The organism is Saccharospirillum sp. MSK14-1 (assembly GCF_003054965.1).
In the GTDB taxonomy this organism is placed as follows: Bacteria; Pseudomonadota; Gammaproteobacteria; order Pseudomonadales; family Natronospirillaceae; genus Saccharospirillum.
This window is the reverse complement of the sequence record NZ_MIES01000033.1, coordinates 863,558-881,916: the sequence shown is the minus strand read 5'-3', so window position 1 is coordinate 881,916 and position 18,359 is coordinate 863,558. Positions and strand designations below refer to the sequence as shown.

Below are 18,359 nucleotides of genomic sequence, written 5' to 3'. Positions count from 1 at the left end.
GGACGGCAAGCATAGCAGATGGAGCCCCGGTGAACGAAGCCGCCAGCCACACCAACCATGCAACGACCCGAGCTGATCTCGACTGGGTACAGCAACTGCCCGCCTTGTTATTGGCCGAAGAACTTGCCTGGCGCCCAGTCTTTCCCGACCTGCCATTATCTAACCAGGTTCCTGAGAGTGAACTTGCGCAACTGGAACAACACCGTCACGGTCGCCTAGGCGCCTACTTTGAAGCGCTGGCGGCAGTGCTGTTAACGACCAGCGGCCGATATCGATTATTGGCCAGTAATCGAATTATTCAGGCCGGACAACGCACTCTGGGAGAAATGGATCTCTTAGTCGAAGACCAAAACAGCGGTGAAATTCTGCATCTGGAACTGGCTCTGAAGTTCTACCTGGCGGCGCCAATACAACCGGGCATCGAGCCAGGGTGTCAATGGATCGGCGCTGGCCTGCGTGATTTCCTGACACTGAAAATGGCAAGACTGGAGAATCATCAACGCTACCTGCCTCAATTAGCCCGCGACTATAAAGCATGGCCTGCTGATCTGCCCTTTCCCGATCGCAGCCTGGCCTGGGTGCTCGGTCGTGGCTTTGTTCGTCTGGGTCAGCCACCGTCATCGCTCTTACCGCTGTCGCAGCAAGCGCCTTTGGGAAACTGGATCACGATCAGTGAATTTCAGGATCAACTCTTTACAGGGCAATGGATAAACAAAGCCAACTGGCTGGCCGACCAGGCGCGCCAAGCCGATGCGCCCCCCAAGCATCCCCTACCCAACCAGTTTTTTGGCCGGCTTGGCGATGGCCCGCAAAGACACTGGTTTGTCGTGCCCGATGCCTGGCCAGAGGCAGCTCAAGCTCGTATTCTTGAGCGCTTTGGCCCAGGCCACGGCACCCACCAAGGAGAAATCGTTTGAGCAACACCCTGACGGAAACAACGCTGGACACTGGCTTGGTACACCTGACCATCGAAAACCGCGCCGCCCGTGCGGTGCTGTACACTCAGGGCGCACATCTGACGTCTTACCAACCTCAAGGTCAACCGGATCAGCTCTGGGTATCGGATGCCGAAACCTACCAAGCTGGCCGGGCTATCCGAGGCGGCATTCCCATTTGCTGGCCCTGGTTTGGCGATCACGAATCCAATGCCGACGCGCCAGCACACGGCCTGGCCCGCACCCGCGTTTGGGAGTGGGAACTGCTGGCCGAAACGGAGCAGCGCACCGACCTGCGCTTATGGCTCGACACCGACGGGACTGACCCGGGCTTCCCCCACCAAGCGCGAGCCGAATTGCTGGTCAGCGTTGGCGACAGCCTGATACTGGCGTTGACGACCCAAAACCTCAGTAAACAACCCTTTCAGTTGAGTCAGGCCCTGCACAGTTATTTCCCCATCACCGACCTCAGTAAGGCTGCTATCGGGGGACTGGATGGACAGTTCTACCACAACAAGCTGACCGGCCAGAGCGCCACCTGGCCAACCAGTTTCCGGGTGGATCAGGAAGTGGATTGTATTGTGCTTGATCGCGGCGCCCCGCTGCGTCTGAACCGCGGGGACGGTCATATCACTCAGATCAAACGTCAGGGCAGCCGATCCGTTGTGGTTTGGAACCCCTGGGTTGATAAAAGCAAAACGCTGTCGAACTTTAACGACCACGACTACCAGCACATGCTCTGCCTGGAAGCGGCCAACGCTGCCGAAGACGCTCGTTTGCTCAAAGCCGGGCACAGTCATACGCTGATCTGTGAAATCAGCAGCGAACCGAGTCACTGATGCAGCAGCTGGATGTACCCGCCGGTCTCGTGGAGGCCATTGCCAATACGTTAGCCGAGACACCGGCTGGCTTGAGCGAATTTGAGCTCATTCAGCGTCTGGACCAGGAACACGGCAACCTCTTCCCAAAACCCGATCTGGGCGATCCACTGGTGCTCTTCCAGCATCATTTTATCTTGATGCATGTGCTTTACCGGTTGCAGGACCAATGGTGGCAATCCAACCGCTGCTTGCTTGATATTGGTCCGTTGCGCATCGCCATCCGCCCTATAGGCGATGGCGCCAGTCAACAATTGAGCAGTACAGCCTCGCTGCGTGATTACTATTTGAACGGCAATAATCTAACGCGCGAAACCAGTGCCACCGTGCAGGATCTATTGGATGGTTTTTGGAAACGCCTGCTCAGCGAAGAACAGCGCCCTCAGGCATTGGCTGAACTGGGGCTAGATCCGCGTGCTGATCAAAAGGCCATTCGCACCCGCTACCGCCAACTGGCCAACGAACATCACCCAGACAAAGGGGGGGACCCCGAAACCTTCCGGCGTATTCGCGAAGCCTATGAGCAATTATCGAAGAAAGCGGGCAACTAGCTCCCTGTCGTTATTTACCGGTATTGCTGGCTAACGTTGGCGCCACAACCGCCTCAAAATCAGCCAGATCATCCTCTTCTTCAATATGAGTGCGGGCGCACCGGCGCAGTTTCTGAAGATGTGCCCGCACGCTGCGGCGCTGCTCGTCGCTGTCGGCTACTGCTGCCAAGGCGCACAGGATGCGCCCCATCTGAATCAAGACGGCCGGTGACCGGGTACCGGATTGGCGAATCTGATTAAAGGCCGTATCAACCAGACCGCCAAAATCCTGGGTGGGTGCCAGCAACCGCAATTGGCCCTCATCATCAGCATACTGAGACGGCGGCTGGACACTCTGACAAGCTTTTTCCAGCGCGCCTCCCAGTCGATTGATCACAGCAATAGCGGTGAAGGTATCATTGATGCCTGGCGACAAGGCGCGAATGGCAATTTCCACCAATTGCCGAATGGAGTATTCCAGATCCAACGTCGGGGTTCTTTCCTTACCCACCACGAAACAACCTCGCAGTGTGACGACATCATCGTCACTAGGTTCCGGGCCACGCAACACGGTCAAACATTGTTCCGCGCGCAGCAAAAAGTGCCCCGGCTGACAGTGTAAGCGCAACAGCCAGCCGCGTTCACACGCCAGTGTGACCAACCTGGCGTATTCAATGACCTGAATATAGCCGCGTTGCTGCAGCGCAATAACCGCCACCGGCTCGTCAATATCGGGCACTGGCCGTCGAGCACTTTGGTCACTATGACGCTCGCCTGCTCGAGCGATGGCCGCTTCCAGATCGTTAGCGACTTCGGTCACCAGAGTGTCGGCGATAATCGAGCGGGCCACCTTGTGGACATAGAACAGCAGTGCAAACAAACACAATACACTGAGCACCGAGGCTAAATTGATCGCCATGTGCGGTAAGTCATCACCGCTGAGGTCATCGCTGACGCTGCGTAAGGTAATCAGGCAAAACACGATGGTGGACGCGAACAGACCAATCACCATTTGAATCTGTCGGTCGATCAGGAAATTACGAATCAAGCGTGGCCCCATCTGCCCAGCGGCCAGCGACAGCACCACTACCGTGATGGAAACCACCAAGGATGTCATGGTGATAATGCCCGACAGCAAGGTCGATAACAGATCCCGCGCCGATCCAGAGTCACCGGAAAACAACCACCAATTATCATGACTGAAACTCGGACTGAAATCCCACAACGGCAACACCATAGCCACCGTGCCGCTGAGCAGAGACATCGCCGCCGGCAAAGCCCACAAACTGGCTCGAATACGTGTCATCAGGTTGTTAATAAAATCTGGCATCGCGCCCTCCGCGCACTGGAATCCCTGATCGTCAAAAGCGTCAATAACAGACGCTGTACACCATCAGAACCGATACTACCGGAGCCTGATAGAAAACCCAGTAACCGGCGCTCAAATCCAAGCCATAAAAAAGGACGCTCAAAAGGCGTCCTTAAAAAACAACGGTAATCACCAATGTATCAATTGGATTCGCTGCTCTCGTCACTGCTCGACTGCGTCGCCTGCAATGCGGCGACCATGCCTTTAAGTACCGACAACATAACTTTACGGCTCTTGTCACTGTAGCCAGCCACGCCACCCAATACTAAAGCCACCAGCGTGGCGCGGTCAGCATTTTGCTGGAGCAGTCGCAGTGAGCTTCCGTCCAGTAGGCCTGCTAATAGCGTCTCGACGTTCGGTATAGCCAGCTCTTCGGCCAGACGGTCTCGTTCGCGCTTTTTACGCCGATGCTTAAGACGCACCACCAGCATAATCAGCAACACAACAACGCTGGAGATCAAGCCAGTCACTGACGCCGCCCAAGCTGGATGCATGACCTCTTGCAACCCCAGGAACGCCGCGACACCAAGCCAGACACCAACCAGTGCAATACCGACGAAAAAAAGGCCCAAGCCCGCAGCTTGAGCCTTTAACTGTTGTAGCATCGTTTACGACCTCTTGCTGGATTCGGTTACTTGCTCAACAACTTACCCAGCATCATACCAATTCCGAACGACAACGCGACCGACGACAATGGGTGATGGCTGATTTCAGATTCCGCACTGTCGATTGCTTTACTGGCCGGTTCCCAAGCGTTATTGGCTGCGTGCTTAACGCGTTCACGTCCTTCGCTGGCTTTGCGCTCTGTCAGGTCTCGCAATGAGCCAGTGATGTCAGACAAATCTGTTTTCAGTTTTGCAATCTCTGCTTTCAACTGTTCCAACTCGTCTGACGATTTTTCAGTTGCCATGATTCATTCCCCTTTTCTATTTAACCGTTGCTCAAAATAAGCATGTTAATAAGAGCGATGAATTAAAAGTCGTTACTTCTCGGCGACTTAGCGATAGAGATGAGACTGACGATCAACATTTCAAGCTTAGGCAGGCAGTTGAGCTCAAAGGCTTTACATTTGACATGCTGAATATGCTAAACAGTTCAATAAATGTTCGTAAGTCGGTGGGAAATGCGGCGTAATTCGACGGCTCAGTTTTCTATGGTGTTAAAAAACAAACCACCTTTACACAAAAAAAAAATGAACTATGTTTCTATTTACGACGATTAACTGTCGGGAAAACCACCCGGCACATTGACCATTTAGCACTAACAAGCAACTTGCTAGTTGCTAAAAAGTTGAGAAAAACACACCACTCAGCAGCATCCATTCAGCCGGATGACTGAGCCATAGACACTGAACGGATCAACGCAGAGACGAACGCGGCACACCAGGCAAATCGCTGATGGCCACGTTTTCAAGAAGGGATTACTTAAGCCTGATAGTAGGCGTTTTCGGTAATGGTGTGATCGGTGACATCGCGAATACCGGCCAAGCCCGGGACCTTTTCCAACAAGGTGGCTTCAACACCATTTTTCAAGGTGATATCGACAGCCGAGCAGCCCTGACAGCCACCGCCAAACCGTAAAACGGCGACATTCTCATCGGTCAGCTCTTCCAGGCTCACTTCACCGCCGTGCGAAGCCAGGCCTGGGTTGATCTCAGTGAACAGAATGTAATTCACCTGATCCTGCAGCGGACTATCGCTGGTCACCTTGGGCATTTTGGCGTTCGGCGCTTTGATGGTCAGCTGACCGCCCATCTGATCTTTGGCGAAATCGACAACCGCTTCATCCAGATACGGCAGGCTGTTTTGTTCCAGATAAACGCGGAACTGACTCAGCTCAATGATTTCGTCGTTCTCTTTTTCTTCACCCGGACGGCAATAAGCCAGACAGGTTTCGGCGTATTTGGTGCCCGGCTGTGTGACGAACATGCGCACGGCCACGCCATCGCTGCTCTGCTTGGACAGCAAACCGGCCAAGTACTCCTGAGCCGATTCAGTAATGTTCATTTGAATATCCATGCCACTGACTCCGTGGAAGGTCGAATTCGAGTCGGCGTGCATTCTACCCAATTAAACGCCAACCCTGAATACCTGAGTGTTTTGGTCGGGTTTGTAGATGGGACTGTTGCGCGCCTTTTCAAGGCGCTTTTGCGTAACGCCGGTCGGGAGACGGAAGACGCTTAATAGAAGGCATCTGCGTGGTTGGCCACAACACCGGCCAATACTAGGTCATACCTAAAAAGATAACGGTATAATTTCTATATCAAAGTTTTTTGATATAGATTGAAAGTTACGCCTTTTTAGTGTTTCATTGGCAACCCTCAGCAGCCGCAGAGCTGCCCTGCTACTGTCTTTCCAATAGACAGCGGCTCACAACCCAACACAACTCTCCAACACAACAGCGGACCTTCGATGAACGCAGCCAGCCACGCTTCCACGACCGAACGACTGCAGCAGATACTGCGCCAGCGCGTTATGGTGCTCGACGGCGCCATGGGCACCTCCATTCAGGGTTATCCGCTGGAAGAAGCTGATTTCCGCAAAGGCCATTTTGAAGATCACCCCAGCCCGCTCAAAGGCAACAACGACCTGCTGTCGTTGACCCGGCCAGAGATCATCGAAGAAATTCACGATTCGTTCTTTGAAGTCGGTTGCGACTTCGCCTGCACCAATGCCTTTAGCGCCACCACCATTGCTCAGGCTGACTATGGTCTGGAATACGCGGTGCGCGATATCAACATCGCCGCGGCCCAATGTGCCCGGCGCAGTGCCGATCGCTGGACCGCCAAAACCCCCGACCAACCGCGTTTTGTCGTCGGCTGCCTGGGCCCGACCAACCGCACCGCTTCCATTTCACCGGATGTGAACGACCCCGGCAAACGTCTGGTCAGTTTTGATAACCTGGTCACCGCCTATCGCGAAGCCGCCGAAGCGCTGGTCGATGGCGGTGTGGATATGATCATGGTGGAAACCGTCTTCGACACCTTGAACGCCAAAGCCGCCGTCTTCGCTGTTCTGCAAATGAAAGAAGACCGCGGCATCGACCTGCCATTGATGGTGTCTGGAACCATCACCGACGCCAGCGGTCGCACGCTGTCCGGCCAGACACCGGAAGCCTTTTGGGTCTCGCTGCAACACGGCGAGTTGTTCAGCATCGGTTTGAACTGCGCACTCGGTGCCGATGACATGTTGCCGCACATCGTCGCGCTCGATAAACACGCCGACTGCTTGGTTTCCGCTCACCCCAATGCGGGCCTGCCCAATGAATTCGGCGAGTACGACCAGGACCCAGAACAGATGGCCGCTCTGGTGGAACCCTATTTATCGGAAGGTCACGTCAACATCATTGGTGGTTGCTGCGGCACGACGCCGGCACACCTGGCCCAGCTGAAAGCACTGGCCGACCGCTATTCACCTCGCCAGCCAAAGCCGGAGGCTGTCGATGCCGTCTAATCGCGTACCCGATATGGTGCTCAGTGGCTTAGAGCCGCTGGTCGTCAATGAAACCACCGGCTTTGTAAACGTAGGCGAACGCTCCAACGTAACCGGTTCACGCAAATTCGCGCGGCTGATTCAGGAGGAGAACTACGAGGAAGCGGTCGATATTGCCCGTGTCCAGGTGGAAGACGGCGCCCAGATCATCGACGTCAATATGGACGACGCCATGCTCGACGGCGAAGCCGCCATGGTGCGTTATCTGAACCTGCTGGCGTCAGAACCGGACGTTGCCAAAGTGCCCTTTATGATCGACTCCTCCAAATGGTCGATCATCGAAGCTGGCCTCAAGTGCGTGCAAGGCAAAGCCATCGTCAATTCCATTTCCTTAAAAGAAGGCGAGGAGCCGTTTCTGCGTCAGGCACGACGCATTAAGTTGTACGGTGCTGCCGTCGTGGTGATGGCCTTCGACACCGATGGTCAGGCCGATACGTTTGAGCGCCGCATCGAAATTTGCGAACGCTCCTACCATTTATTGGTCGATAAAATCGGCTTCCCGCCTCAGGATATTGTGTTCGACCCGAACATCTTCCCGGTTGCTACCGGCATTCCCGAACACAACAACTACTGCGTCGATTTCTTCGCGGCCACTCGGTGGATTAAAGACAACTTACCGGGCGCCAAAGTCTCCGGCGGTGTCTCCAACGTGTCGTTTTCGTTTCGCGGTAACGATACCGTGCGCGAAGCCATGCACTCGGTGTTTCTGTACCACGCCATCAAAGCGGGGATGGATATGGGCATCGTCAACGCCGGCATGCTCACCATCTACGACGACATTCCCGCCGATTTGCTCGAACACGTTGAAGACGTGGTGCTCAACCGTCGCGACGATGCCGCCGAGCGTCTGGTCGATTTCGCCGAGTCGGTGAAAGAAAACGCTTCAGCCAGCAAAGAATCCGACAAACTCAAGTGGCGCGAATGGGGTTTGCAGGAACGTCTGACTCATGCCCTCGTTAAAGGCATAACCGAATACATTGAAGTTGATACCGAGGAAGCCCGCCTGGCGGCCAATAAGCCGATTAAGGTTATCGAAGGCCCGCTCATGGACGGCATGAATGTGGTCGGCGACCTCTTCGGTGCCGGTAAAATGTTTCTGCCTCAGGTGGTGAAAAGTGCGCGGGTGATGAAAAAAGCCGTCGCCTATTTGCTGCCCTACATCGAAGAAGAAAAACGTCTGTCCGGCACTGAAGGCGAAAGCAACGGCGTCATCATCATGGCCACGGTTAAAGGCGATGTGCACGACATCGGTAAGAACATTGTTGGCGTGGTGCTGTCGTGCAACAACTATGAAGTCATCGATCTGGGCGTCATGGTGCCGGCCGAAGACATTCTCGAAGCCGCCGAAAAACACAACGCCGATATCATCGGTTTGTCCGGTCTGATCACCCCCTCTCTCGACGAGATGGTTAACGTTGCCCAACTGATGCAAAAACGCGGCATGAGCACGCCGTTGCTGATCGGCGGTGCCACCACGTCCAAGGTTCATACAGCGGTAAAGATCGAACCGCAGTACAACGAACCGGTCGTGCATGTGCTGGATGCCTCCAAATCGGTACCGGTCGTGAGCCAACTGTTGTCGTCGAGCAAAGCGGTGTTCGTATCGAATTTACAAGACGAATATCAGGGCGTTCGTGAAGCCAATGCGCGCAAGCGTGGTAACAAAATTTTCACACCGCTGGCCGACGCCCGAGCTCGTGCCTTCAAAACCGATTGGGCCAATTACCAACCGACGAAGCCGCAATTTATCGGTAACCGCACGTTCAAAGATTATCCGTTGGCGGACATTCGAGCGCGTTTCGACTGGACACCCTTCTTTAAAACCTGGGAGCTGCACGGCAAATTCCCTCGCATTCTTGAAGATGAAATCGTCGGTGAGGAAGCCACCCAACTGTATCGCGATGCGCAGGCCATGCTCGATCAGTTGATTGCCGACAAATCACTGCAATGCGATGCGGTCATTGGCTTTTATCCAGCCGAAGCGCTGGATGGTGACGTCACTCGTCTGTACCGCGACGAAGCTCGCACTGATACCGCCGCGCATCTGAACCACCTGCGTCAGCAAGCCGATCGTCCTGACGGTCGTGCTTACCGTTCTCTGGCTGACTTCGTGGCGCCAGCTCACAGCGGCGTAGACGATTATATGGGCGCCTTCGTCGTCAGCTGTCATGGCGCTGACGAACTCGCTAAGCAATTTGAAGCTGACCACGACGACTACAACGCCATCATGGTGAAAGCGCTCGCCGACCGTTTCGCCGAAGCCTTTGCCGAATTGATGCACGAAAAAGTGCGCAAAGAATATTGGGGGTATGCCGGTGATGAAACGCTCGATAACGAAGCGCTGATTGCCGAAAAATATCAGGGAATCCGCCCTGCTCCGGGTTATCCAGCCTGTCCCGAACACAGCGAGAAAGCCACCTTGTTTGAGTTGCTCGACGCCACCTCGGCCACCGGCACCGAACTGACCGACAGCTACGCCATGTTGCCAGCATCATCGGTCAGCGGCTGGTACTTTGCTCATCCCGAAGCGCGTTACTTTGGACTGGGTAAAATCGACCGCGACCAGGTAGAAGACTACGCCACTCGCAAAGGCTGGGATCTGGAAACCGCCGAACGCTGGCTGCGCCCGACACTGGGATACGATGAATTGTAACCTGGCTTAGCAAACAACAGAGCGTCAAGCGTAGGCTGAAAAGCCCACCTCGGGTATACGACTGGCGCGCTCTGTTAATTGCCGCTCCAACGCCGTGAGGGTGTTTAAGTAATTGCCGTTGAGGTTGCCCCAGAAAGGTCCAAAGGGCGGCAAGGTATCGTCAGTAAACTCACGAAATCGAAAAACATCACTGAAGTTACCCGCCGTCACATCCCAGGTGCCTGCAGGCCCCAGCCCGCTGCGACGGATGGCCATCATTTCCAGTACGCCATCTCGATAGTCCGCCATGGCATCGTCCAGACCCAGCGACGTCACCATGGTTTTAATCAATGCGGCTTGCTCATCGGTGACCAGAGCGCCGAGCACAACCGTATCACCCTTTGCATCCACGCTAAGATCCCAAGACTGATGTTCAAGTTCTGGAATAAAACCGGAAACCAGACCTTCTAATTGCTCGGTTTTGGCTAAGGCAGTAGACGCGGTATCACTCAAAGGGCCCCAGCCATAGCGAAGAGCCTCAAGCTTTGCATTGGCTGCGGCCTCTTGTTCTTCTGGCGTCGGACCCGGCGGTAACGTTTCGATGTCGACCTCTGACGCTGGCGAAAACTGACTGAGGTCGATTTCCGCCGGTGCTTCGCCGGTAATGATTTTATCGCTCGATGTTGTCGTCATTGTCGGCTCCCCTTGAGCCTGAACAATGTTGACGTTGTTGATAATCAGTGCCATGACGCCTCCCTCTTTCAACCACCCACACTGCATAAGAACTATCGGCGAAGCGTTTGCTTTGTTGAATCAACCGGGCTCGCATCTGTCCGCCTGATACGTTGCCCCGTCATTGTTGACTCACCGCCACGGCCTTTACCGCTTGTTGACTCAGGTCAACATCCCTTCTTGTCGGTTGCGCGATAGTAGCCATCGCAAAATCCGAACCGACCGGTCACCGTGCCGGCCACTCCATTCCCGGTCTCTGAGGATGTGACCATGAATGAAACCCTGATCGAGCTCTCCAGGCTGCAGTTCGCCCTGACAGCCATGTATCACTTTATTTTTGTGCCGCTCACCCTGGGCATGACCTTTATGTTGGCGATTATGGAATCCGTCTATGTGATGACGGGTAAAACCATCTATCGCGACATGACCAAATTCTGGGGCAAGTTATTCGGCATCAACTTCGCCCTCGGTGTTGCCACCGGCATCACCATGGAATTCCAGTTCGGTATGAACTGGTCTTACTACTCACACTACGTGGGTGACATCTTTGGTGCGCCGCTGGCCATCGAAGGTTTGATGGCCTTCTTCCTCGAGTCCACCTTTATCGGCCTGTTCTTCTTCGGTTGGGACCGGCTGAGCCGCGTACAGCATTTGGCGGTGACCTGGCTGGTGGCGCTGGGTTCCAACCTGTCGGCCTTGTGGATTCTGATCGCCAACGGTTGGATGCAATACCCGGTCGGCAGCGCACTGAACATCGACACCATGCGCATGGAGATGCAAAGTTTTGCCGAGGTGCTAATGAACCCGGTCGCTCAGGTGAAATTCGTGCACACCGTTTCCGCCGGTTACGTGACCGCCGCCATCTTTGTGCTAGCGATCTCGGCTTACTACCTGCTGCGCAATCGTCACATCGCCTTTGCCCGTCGCTCTTTCGCCATTGCCGCAAGCTTTGGTCTGGCATCCACGCTGTCGGTCATCATTCTCGGTGACGAAAGCGGTTATGAGCTCGGTGACGTGCAGCAAGTCAAACTGGCTGCTGTTGAAGCCGAATGGGAAACCGAACCGGCTCCGGCAGGCTTCACCCTGATTGGCTTCCCGAACGACGAAACCGAATCCACGGATCTGGCGGTGAAAATTCCCTGGGTAATGGGCATCATCGCGACCCGTTCGCTGGATGAAGAAGTCGTCGGCATTAAAGACCTCAAAGAGATTCACCGCGAGCGCATCATCAACGGTGTTGAAGCTTATGCATTGCTGGATGACGTCCGCGCCGGTACCGCAAGCAATGAACAGCAGGCCGTATTCGATGCTCATAAAGACGACCTCGGTTACGCCATGCTGTTGCAGCCTTTTGCTGAGGACATCACCCATCCGTCCGAGGCGGCGATCGATAACGCCGTTGAGTACAGCATCCCGAAAGTCGCGCCTCTGTTCTGGAGCTTCCGCATCATGGTCGCCTGTGGCTTCCTGATGCTGGCGGTCTTCCTCTATGCCTTCTGGCTGAGCACGCGCCACCGCATTGCCAAGCCGCGCTGGTTCCTGAAAGTTGCATTGTTCTCGCTGCCGCTACCGTGGATTGCCTGCGAAGCGGGCTGGTTTGTCGCTGAATACGGTCGTCAGCCCTGGGCCATTGCCGAGGTGCTGCCGGTCCATACCGCGGTGTCCAACCTGGCGGTCAGCGATGTCGTGCTGACGCTGATCGGTATCACGCTGTTCTACACCGTCATGTTTATTCTCGGTTTCTATCTGATGCAGAAGTTTGCCCGCAAAGGTCCGAGCGAAGGCGACAGCGTAGAAACCGAATCCGATTACGCTTTGAAAGGAGTGCAGTCATGATCGATTACGAACTGCTGCGAGTGATCTGGTGGTTGCTGGTCGGCGTGCTGCTGATCGGTTTCGCCATCGCCGATGGTTTCGATTTAGGGGTTGGCTCACTGCTGACACTGGTCGGTCGTAGCGACGAAGAACGTCGCGTGATGATCAATACCATTGGTCCACACTGGGACGGCAACCAGGTCTGGTTTATCACCGCTGGTGGCGCCATTTTTGCGGCCTTCCCGTTCATCTATGCCACCGCCTTCTCCGGTTTCTACCTGGCGCTGTTCGTTACCTTGGCGGCGCTGTGGATGCGGCCGATCGGCTTCGATTACCGTTCCAAGCTGGAAAACCCGACCTGGCGTAAAGCTTGGGACTGGGCGCTGTTCGCCGGTGGCTTTGTACCTGCACTGATCTTCGGCGTCGCCTTTGGCAACGTCATTCAGGGCGTTCCCTTCACCTTCGATAATGTCTTAAAGGTCACCTATCACGGCTCCTTCTTTGGCTTGCTGAACCCGTTCGCCATTCTCGCCGGTCTGGTCAGCGTTGCCATGTTGCTGATGCACGGCGCCGTCTGGCTGCAACTGAAAACCGACGGTGTACTGCTGCAACGTGCGCGCTTTGTCGCCTACGTGCTGGGCATCGCCACAGCCGTGCTGTTTGCATTGGCTGGCGTTTGGGTGGCTTTCGGTATCGACGGTTATGTGATGACCGGTTTGGTCGCCACCGACGGTCCATCCAACCCGATGAACAGCACCGCCGTTCGCGAAGCCGGCGCCTGGATGACTAACTACGTCCGCTTCCCGCTGTTGATTCTGGCTCCGGTTCTTGGCATTGGCGCTGCGCTGGCCACTGCCTGGCTGAGCCGCATCAGCCGCAGTGGCTGGGCCTTTGTAACCAGCAGTCTGTCGATGGCGGGCATCATCTTCACCGCCGGCGGTTCCATGTTCCCGTTCATGCTGCCCAGCTCGGCTGATCCGAGCATGTCGCTGACGGTTTGGGATGCGTCTTCCAGTGAAACCACCCTGCTGATCATGTTCGTTGTCGCGCTGATCTTCGTGCCCATCATCCTGGCGTACACCGCGTGGAGTTTCTGGACCATGCGCGGTCGTATTCGTGAGCAAGACGTCGCCTCTGGCCAAGCCCATACCCTGTATTAAGGAGATCGACTATGTGGTACTTCACTTGGATTCTCGGTGTGTTGCTGGCCTGCAGTTTCGGCATCATCAACGCCATGTGGCTGGAAGCGACTGAGAACCTGGACCGACCGCTGGAACAGGACGACACCTGAACCCGGCTATGGCCGTTTGCAACGCAGCAGTAAGGGTAACGCATGAGCAAGCCCCATCAGGGTGAGAATACTGTCGAGCTGAACTGGCTCGACACTCAAGGTCGCAGCATCAAAGCGGCCATGTCCGGACTGAAAAGCCTGGCGCTGGCCGGTCTGGTCATCACTCTGGGGCTTTATGCGGTGCTGGCACTGTTGGTTCACGATCTGCTGGTGAACGGCCAATGGCCTGAACGGCCCATTCTGAGCGGCCTGATCGCCCTGATTGCCGCTCAATGGTGTTTCTCTGAAGCTCGCTTGCGCGCACGCCGTCGGTTGGCACAACGCCTGACCGGCCGCCTGGCCAGCGAGCTTTTTACTCAGGGCTATGACAAAGGCTGGGTTTTGCTGCGCCGCCATTCGCTGTCGGCCTGGCACGACCTGCTTACCAAACGGCTCAAAGCCGTCGAACATTTTCTCATCGACTACTCATTGCAACGCTGGCTGGCGAGCGTCATGCCGCTGCTGGTGTTGATAGTGGTGTGGCCGATCAGTTGGGTGGCGGGTTTGATCCTGCTGCTCACGCTGCCGTTAATGCCGTTGTTTATGTGGATTGTCGGTGTTGGCGCTGCGCAGGCACAGCGCCGACATTTCACCGCTTTGGATCGGCTCGGCGCCTTCTTTATGGATCGCCTACAAGGCGCTGCCACGCTGTGGACACTGAATCAATCCGATGCCCAGTTACAGCGCTTTAAACAGGCCCACGGCGAACTGGAACGTCGCACTGCCGACGTGGTTCGGCTGGCATTCCTATCCGCGTCAGTACTGGACTTTCTGGCGACGCTGTCGGTGGCACTGGTCGCCGTCTATATCGGCTTTTCCCTGTTGGGCGAACTGAATTTTGGGTTTTGGGCTCGGCCGTTCAATTTGGGCACGGCCCTGTTTTTATTACTGCTAACACCGGCTTTCTTTGCCGAACTCAAAGCCATGGGCAAGTTGTACCATGCGCGCGCCGACGCCATCGCTGCCGCCGAAGAACTGGCACCGGTTCTAAGCCAGCCTATGGTCAGTGATGCGGATACCGCCCGCACACGCTTCGAGCAACTGAGCGCGCATCAGTGGCAGGTACTTGGCTATGAAGGCGACGTCATAATCGATGGCGAACAGTTGGCATTTGAACGCGGTGACCGTGTCTGGCTGCAAGGCCCATCCGGCAGTGGCAAATCCACCCTGATCGATGCACTGATGGGGTTGCGCCCGATCGGCGGCGACTGGCAATTAAATGGCGAGACGGTCACGCACCTCAAAGGCCTGAGCGGTTCGGTGGCGCTGTTAGCGCAGCGGCCCGTACTGTTGCCGGACTCCGTATTGGACAATGTCACCTTAAATCAAGCCAGCCGAGAAACCGCCGAGCAAGCCATTGAGGCGGTTGGGCTGAACGACTGGCTCGAACAACTGCCCAATGGCCTCGACACCGAACTGGGCGAACATCCGCCGTTATCCGGTGGGCAAGCACAGCGTTTAGCGCTGGCCCGACTGTGGGCATTGCAGCCGGAGCTGGTGCTGCTCGACGAACCCACTGCGCATTTATCAGAACACGAACATCACGAATTAGTTGCACTGCTGGAGGCGCGACTGGCCGACGCCACCCTGATCTGGGTGTCACACCGAACGCTGAACCCCGGGTTCTTTAACCGCATCTGGCATGCCGATGACGACGGGAGGCTGAACCGTGTTGCCGCTTGATCGTCGTACTCGTCAATGGCAATGGGCCGGTTTTGGCCTGGCGCTGGTGTATCTGGCTATGGTGCTGAGTTTGCTGGCGTTGTCAGGCTGGTTTATCGCCGCCTCGGCCATCGCTGGCGCCTGGGGTTTGGCCGCGCAGTTCAACTATGTGGTGCCCTCAACGCTTATTCGCATGATTGCCTTTTTGCGGGTTTTGGCCGGTTATGGTGAACGCTATGTCGGTCACCTGGGGCTGCTCAGTCGACTCGGTTCAATACGCGCACGGCTTTTCGCCAAGCTGGTGCACGAGCCCGACGCCGCACCTTCAGCCGAAGCGCTCGAACGCGTCGACGCTGACGCCGATGCCTTCGCCAGTCTGTGGGTTCAAGTCTGGCATCCGCTGGGCAGCGCTGCGATGATACTGACCGCTCTGGCGCTGTTGTTCGCCTGGCTGGTGCCAGCAGCACTGGGGGTCTGGCTGGGGTTTGCCGCCGCAGCGCTGTTGCTGCTGGCGCTGTCGTTTAGACAGCATCGGCGTATGGTTCAGCAGCGTCTGGCGAGCCACGCGGAGGTTCGCGCAGCCTGGCTCGACTGGTCCCGAACAGCGCCGATCTGGCGGCTACTGCCCGATCAAGGAGAGCCTACCCAGGTTCAAACCGCTTGGTGCGTTTGGCAGCAGGCTGACCTGGCGGAAGAAGCGTCCGTACAACGCCTGGAATTCAGTCTGCAACTACTCGGCTGGTGGGCCGCTCTGGCCCTGGGTTGGTGGTTGTATCAGTCCAATGTTGATATCAGCGGTCAAGCCTTATTGCTGGTACCGGTGCTGATCTGGGTGGCAGCCCGTGACTGGTTGTCGAACGCCGCGCGGGCGTTGCCAGAATTGAGCCGACGTCGTGAACGCAGCCAGCGCTTACGACCGTTGCTGACGTCAGTATCCGAGACCCCCGTCATCCCTGCTTGGCCGGGCGATACCCCTGTTGAGCTGTGTTTGCAGCAATACCGCTGGCAACGGGACGAACGTCTTGGGCCGCCACTGGACCTCGAACTCACGCAACCCGCTCTGGTACTACTCGATGCAGGCTCCGGTCAGGGCAAAAGCAGCCTGTTCCAGGCCTTGCTGGGACGCCTGCCTGAGTATGGCAAACTTCATCTCAACGGGGTTGCCGGAACCGAGCTCAGCGCCGAACAGCGCCGCGCCTGCTTCCACCTCAGTGAACAGTTTGGTCACGTGTTCAGCGATACGCTGGCGGCAAACCTGCGGTTGGCTAACCCCGATGCCAGTGATGACGACTGCTGCGCGGCATTGCGTTGGGCTGGCCTCGAGGACTGGGCTAACAGCGACAGCCTGATGATGTGGGTTGGCGAACCCGGCCGGCCGCTGTCCGGCGGAGAACAAAAACGCCTGAACCTGGCGCGTGCCTGGTTGCGCGATGCGCCTGTCTGGTTACTCGATGAACCCTTTGAAGGTTTGGATGATGCGCGTCAGTCCCTGCTGGCCGAACGCCTGCAAACCAAGGCTTCAGAGCGGTTGTTGATACTGGCATCGCACCAGCGTCCTTCGGCCTTGCGTCCACACCGTATTGTGCGCTGGTAAACGAAACGGTCTTGGCGCCCTGCCCCGAATCCTGTGATACTCAGGTTTTGTTGCTGTGAACGAGCCCACCGTGCCGCTATCCATACTCAAACCCGGATACCAACGTCTGCACAAATGGCTGTGGCAAACGCCCAGTCAGGATCTGACAACGGCGATGCGCTATCTGCGTCGCTTCTGCCGCATTCTTTATGCGGTGATTCGCGATCTCACTCAGGGGCCGACCAACCTACATGCCATGGGTCTGGTGTATGGCACCTTACTGTCCATCGTACCTTTTCTGGCACTGACGTTTTCAGTCCTGAAAAGCTTCGGTGTTCACAACCAGCTTGAGCCCGTTCTGCAAAATTTGCTGCTGGCGCCGCTCGGGGGTCGCAGCCAGGAAATCATCGACAACGTCATCAACTTCGTCGACAACATTCAGGTGCGCGTGCTCGGTGCGGTTGGTTTAGGCTTGTTGGTGTTTACCGTCTTATCTCTGGTGCAGAAAGTCGACCACGCCTTTAACCAAACCTGGCGCGTCCACCAGCCACGCCCGCTGACTCAGAAACTCAGCAATTACCTCAGCGTCATGCTGATCGGCCCGCTGCTGGCGTTTTCCGCACTGGGCGCGACGGCCACCATTGTCAGCTCCGACACCGTCAATCACTTACTCGACGTGGCTCCTCTGAGTTGGTTGTTCACTCTGATGACCCATTTGGCGCCTTACGTCTTTATCATCGTGCTGTTCACCTTTATGTATGTGTTGATTCCCAACACCAAGGTGCGGCTGCGGCCGGCGCTGATCGGTGGCACGGTGGCGGGCATCACCTGGCAGTCGGTGGGTTATTTATTCACGGTATTTGTCGCGGGTTCCGGGCGCTTTGCCGCGATTTATTCCGGTTTCGCGGTCGGTGTGCTGCTGCTGGTGTGGATTTATCTGGCCTGGCTGATTTTGCTCACCGGCGCCACCGTGGCGTACTACAGCCAACACTCGCATCAGATAACGCCGCGTCGCCAAACCCTGCCCAGCGCCCAGGGCGATGAGCAGCTTGGCTTATCGCTGATGTACCGCATTGCGCATCGTTTTGATCAGGGACTGTCGGCACCAACGCTGATGCATCTGGTCACCAGCAGCAACGCTGACCCGGACGCGACAGACCGGCTGGTGCGCAAGCTGCTCTCGCACCACCTGCTGGTACGCACAGAAGACATGGGATTGGTGCCTGCAAAACCGCTGGATCAAACATCGCTGACGACGTTGTTGGCCGCGTTACGAGCCAACGATCACATGCCGCTGACCGGACCGGGCCAAAACGCTGTCGTGCGGGAAACGATCGAAAAACTGGAGACGGCGCTGGCCGAGCAATTCGACCAGCGCAGTCTGCAAGACTGGGTGCGTCAGACCAACTGAC

Annotated in this window: 14 protein-coding genes and 1 pseudogene; 10 read left to right on the top strand and 5 right to left on the bottom strand. The window is 56.3% G+C overall.

Features of this window, described 5'->3' with window-relative positions:
* Positions 1–29: 29 nt before the first annotated feature.
* Genes BGP77_RS13050 through BGP77_RS13040 form a run of 3 tightly spaced genes read left to right on the top strand, consistent with a single transcriptional unit; the run spans position 30 to position 2,364 of the window.
* The gene (locus BGP77_RS13050; RefSeq protein WP_158269373.1) at positions 30–917 is read left to right on the top strand and encodes a DUF1853 family protein; all 888 of its coding nucleotides are present in this window, start codon (positions 30–32) and stop codon (positions 915–917) included.
* Complete coding sequence (locus BGP77_RS13045; protein WP_108165163.1) at positions 914–1,774, top strand: D-hexose-6-phosphate mutarotase; 861 nt, start codon at positions 914–916, stop codon at positions 1,772–1,774. The genes BGP77_RS13050 and BGP77_RS13045 overlap by 4 nt, the downstream gene beginning before the upstream one ends.
* Positions 1,774–2,364, top strand: a complete 591-nt coding sequence (locus BGP77_RS13040; protein ID WP_108165162.1) for a DNA-J related domain-containing protein — start codon at positions 1,774–1,776, stop codon at positions 2,362–2,364. Before BGP77_RS13045 ends, BGP77_RS13040 begins: the two co-directional genes overlap by 1 nt.
* A 10-nt stretch (positions 2,365–2,374) precedes the next feature.
* Here BGP77_RS13040 and BGP77_RS13035 read toward each other — a convergent pair whose 3' ends face one another.
* From BGP77_RS13035 to nfuA, 4 genes are all read right to left on the bottom strand, one after another.
* Positions 2,375–3,673 carry a DUF2254 domain-containing protein gene (locus tag BGP77_RS13035; RefSeq protein WP_108165161.1) on the bottom strand — a complete coding sequence of 433 codons (1,299 nt, stop codon included), beginning with the start codon at positions 3,671–3,673 and terminating at the stop codon, positions 2,375–2,377.
* A gap of 179 nt (positions 3,674–3,852) precedes the next feature.
* Complete coding sequence (locus tag BGP77_RS13030) at positions 3,853–4,317, bottom strand: hypothetical protein (RefSeq protein ID WP_108165160.1); 465 nt, start codon at positions 4,315–4,317, stop codon at positions 3,853–3,855.
* Between the two features lie 26 nt (positions 4,318–4,343).
* Positions 4,344–4,622, bottom strand: a complete 279-nt coding sequence (locus BGP77_RS13025) for a YqjD family protein (RefSeq protein WP_108165159.1) — start codon at positions 4,620–4,622, stop codon at positions 4,344–4,346.
* A 514-nt stretch (positions 4,623–5,136) separates the two neighbouring features.
* Positions 5,137–5,730: a Fe-S biogenesis protein NfuA gene (nfuA, locus tag BGP77_RS13020; RefSeq protein ID WP_108165158.1), complete on the bottom strand. Its 594-nt coding sequence runs from the start codon at positions 5,728–5,730 to the stop codon at positions 5,137–5,139.
* 393 nt (positions 5,731–6,123) lie between these two features.
* Here nfuA and metH point away from each other — a divergent pair.
* Positions 6,124–9,856 (top strand): annotated as a pseudogene (gene metH, locus BGP77_RS13015) (methionine synthase).
* Between the two features lie 24 nt (positions 9,857–9,880).
* Here the strand turns inward: metH and BGP77_RS13010 are convergent.
* Positions 9,881–10,582: a hypothetical protein gene (locus tag BGP77_RS13010; protein ID WP_108165157.1), complete on the bottom strand. Its 702-nt coding sequence runs from the start codon at positions 10,580–10,582 to the stop codon at positions 9,881–9,883.
* A 255-nt stretch (positions 10,583–10,837) separates the two neighbouring features.
* On the opposite strand from BGP77_RS13010, the gene BGP77_RS13005 reads away from it, so the two are divergent.
* The 6 genes from BGP77_RS13005 to BGP77_RS12980 are packed head-to-tail and all read left to right on the top strand — an operon-like array spanning position 10,838 to position 18,358.
* The gene (locus BGP77_RS13005; RefSeq protein ID WP_108165156.1) at positions 10,838–12,403 is read left to right on the top strand and encodes a cytochrome ubiquinol oxidase subunit I; all 1,566 of its coding nucleotides are present in this window, start codon (positions 10,838–10,840) and stop codon (positions 12,401–12,403) included.
* Positions 12,400–13,542 (top strand): cytochrome d ubiquinol oxidase subunit II, encoded by a 1,143-nt coding sequence (gene cydB / locus BGP77_RS13000; RefSeq protein ID WP_108165155.1) that lies wholly within the window; start codon positions 12,400–12,402, stop codon positions 13,540–13,542. The genes BGP77_RS13005 and cydB overlap by 4 nt, the downstream gene beginning before the upstream one ends.
* An 11-nt stretch (positions 13,543–13,553) precedes the next feature.
* Positions 13,554–13,673, top strand: coding sequence for a cytochrome bd-I oxidase subunit CydX (cydX, locus tag BGP77_RS12995; protein WP_108165154.1), 120 nt, complete (start codon positions 13,554–13,556; stop codon positions 13,671–13,673).
* Positions 13,674–13,715: 42 nt separating this feature from the next.
* The gene (locus BGP77_RS12990; protein ID WP_108165153.1) at positions 13,716–15,395 is read left to right on the top strand and encodes an ABC transporter ATP-binding protein/permease; all 1,680 of its coding nucleotides are present in this window, start codon (positions 13,716–13,718) and stop codon (positions 15,393–15,395) included.
* Positions 15,382–16,968, top strand: coding sequence for an ATP-binding cassette domain-containing protein (locus BGP77_RS12985; RefSeq protein WP_108165152.1), 1,587 nt, complete (start codon positions 15,382–15,384; stop codon positions 16,966–16,968). Before BGP77_RS12990 ends, BGP77_RS12985 begins: the two co-directional genes overlap by 14 nt.
* A 55-nt stretch (positions 16,969–17,023) precedes the next feature.
* Positions 17,024–18,358: a YihY/virulence factor BrkB family protein gene (locus tag BGP77_RS12980; protein ID WP_146171254.1), complete on the top strand. Its 1,335-nt coding sequence runs from the start codon at positions 17,024–17,026 to the stop codon at positions 18,356–18,358.
* Position 18,359: the final 1 nt, after the last annotated feature.

What these genes read in the sequence shown, in the direction of transcription:
- BGP77_RS13025 (WP_108165159.1), bottom strand. Translation starts at nt 4,622, where the DNA reads ATGGCAACTGAAAAATCGTCAGACGAGTTGGAACAGTTGAAAGCAGAG.
- BGP77_RS12990 (WP_108165153.1), top strand. Translation starts at nt 13,716, where the DNA reads ATGAGCAAGCCCCATCAGGGTGAGAATACTGTCGAGCTGAACTGGCTC.
- nfuA (WP_108165158.1), bottom strand. Translation starts at nt 5,730, where the DNA reads ATGGATATTCAAATGAACATTACTGAATCGGCTCAGGAGTACTTGGCC.
- cydX (WP_108165154.1), top strand. Translation starts at nt 13,554, where the DNA reads ATGTGGTACTTCACTTGGATTCTCGGTGTGTTGCTGGCCTGCAGTTTC.
- BGP77_RS13010 (WP_108165157.1), bottom strand. Translation starts at nt 10,582, where the DNA reads ATGGCACTGATTATCAACAACGTCAACATTGTTCAGGCTCAAGGGGAG.
- BGP77_RS13005 (WP_108165156.1), top strand. Translation starts at nt 10,838, where the DNA reads ATGAATGAAACCCTGATCGAGCTCTCCAGGCTGCAGTTCGCCCTGACA.
- BGP77_RS13040 (WP_108165162.1), top strand. Translation starts at nt 1,774, where the DNA reads ATGCAGCAGCTGGATGTACCCGCCGGTCTCGTGGAGGCCATTGCCAAT.
- BGP77_RS13030 (WP_108165160.1), bottom strand. Translation starts at nt 4,317, where the DNA reads ATGCTACAACAGTTAAAGGCTCAAGCTGCGGGCTTGGGCCTTTTTTTC.
- BGP77_RS13035 (WP_108165161.1), bottom strand. Translation starts at nt 3,673, where the DNA reads ATGCCAGATTTTATTAACAACCTGATGACACGTATTCGAGCCAGTTTG.
- cydB (WP_108165155.1), top strand. Translation starts at nt 12,400, where the DNA reads ATGATCGATTACGAACTGCTGCGAGTGATCTGGTGGTTGCTGGTCGGC.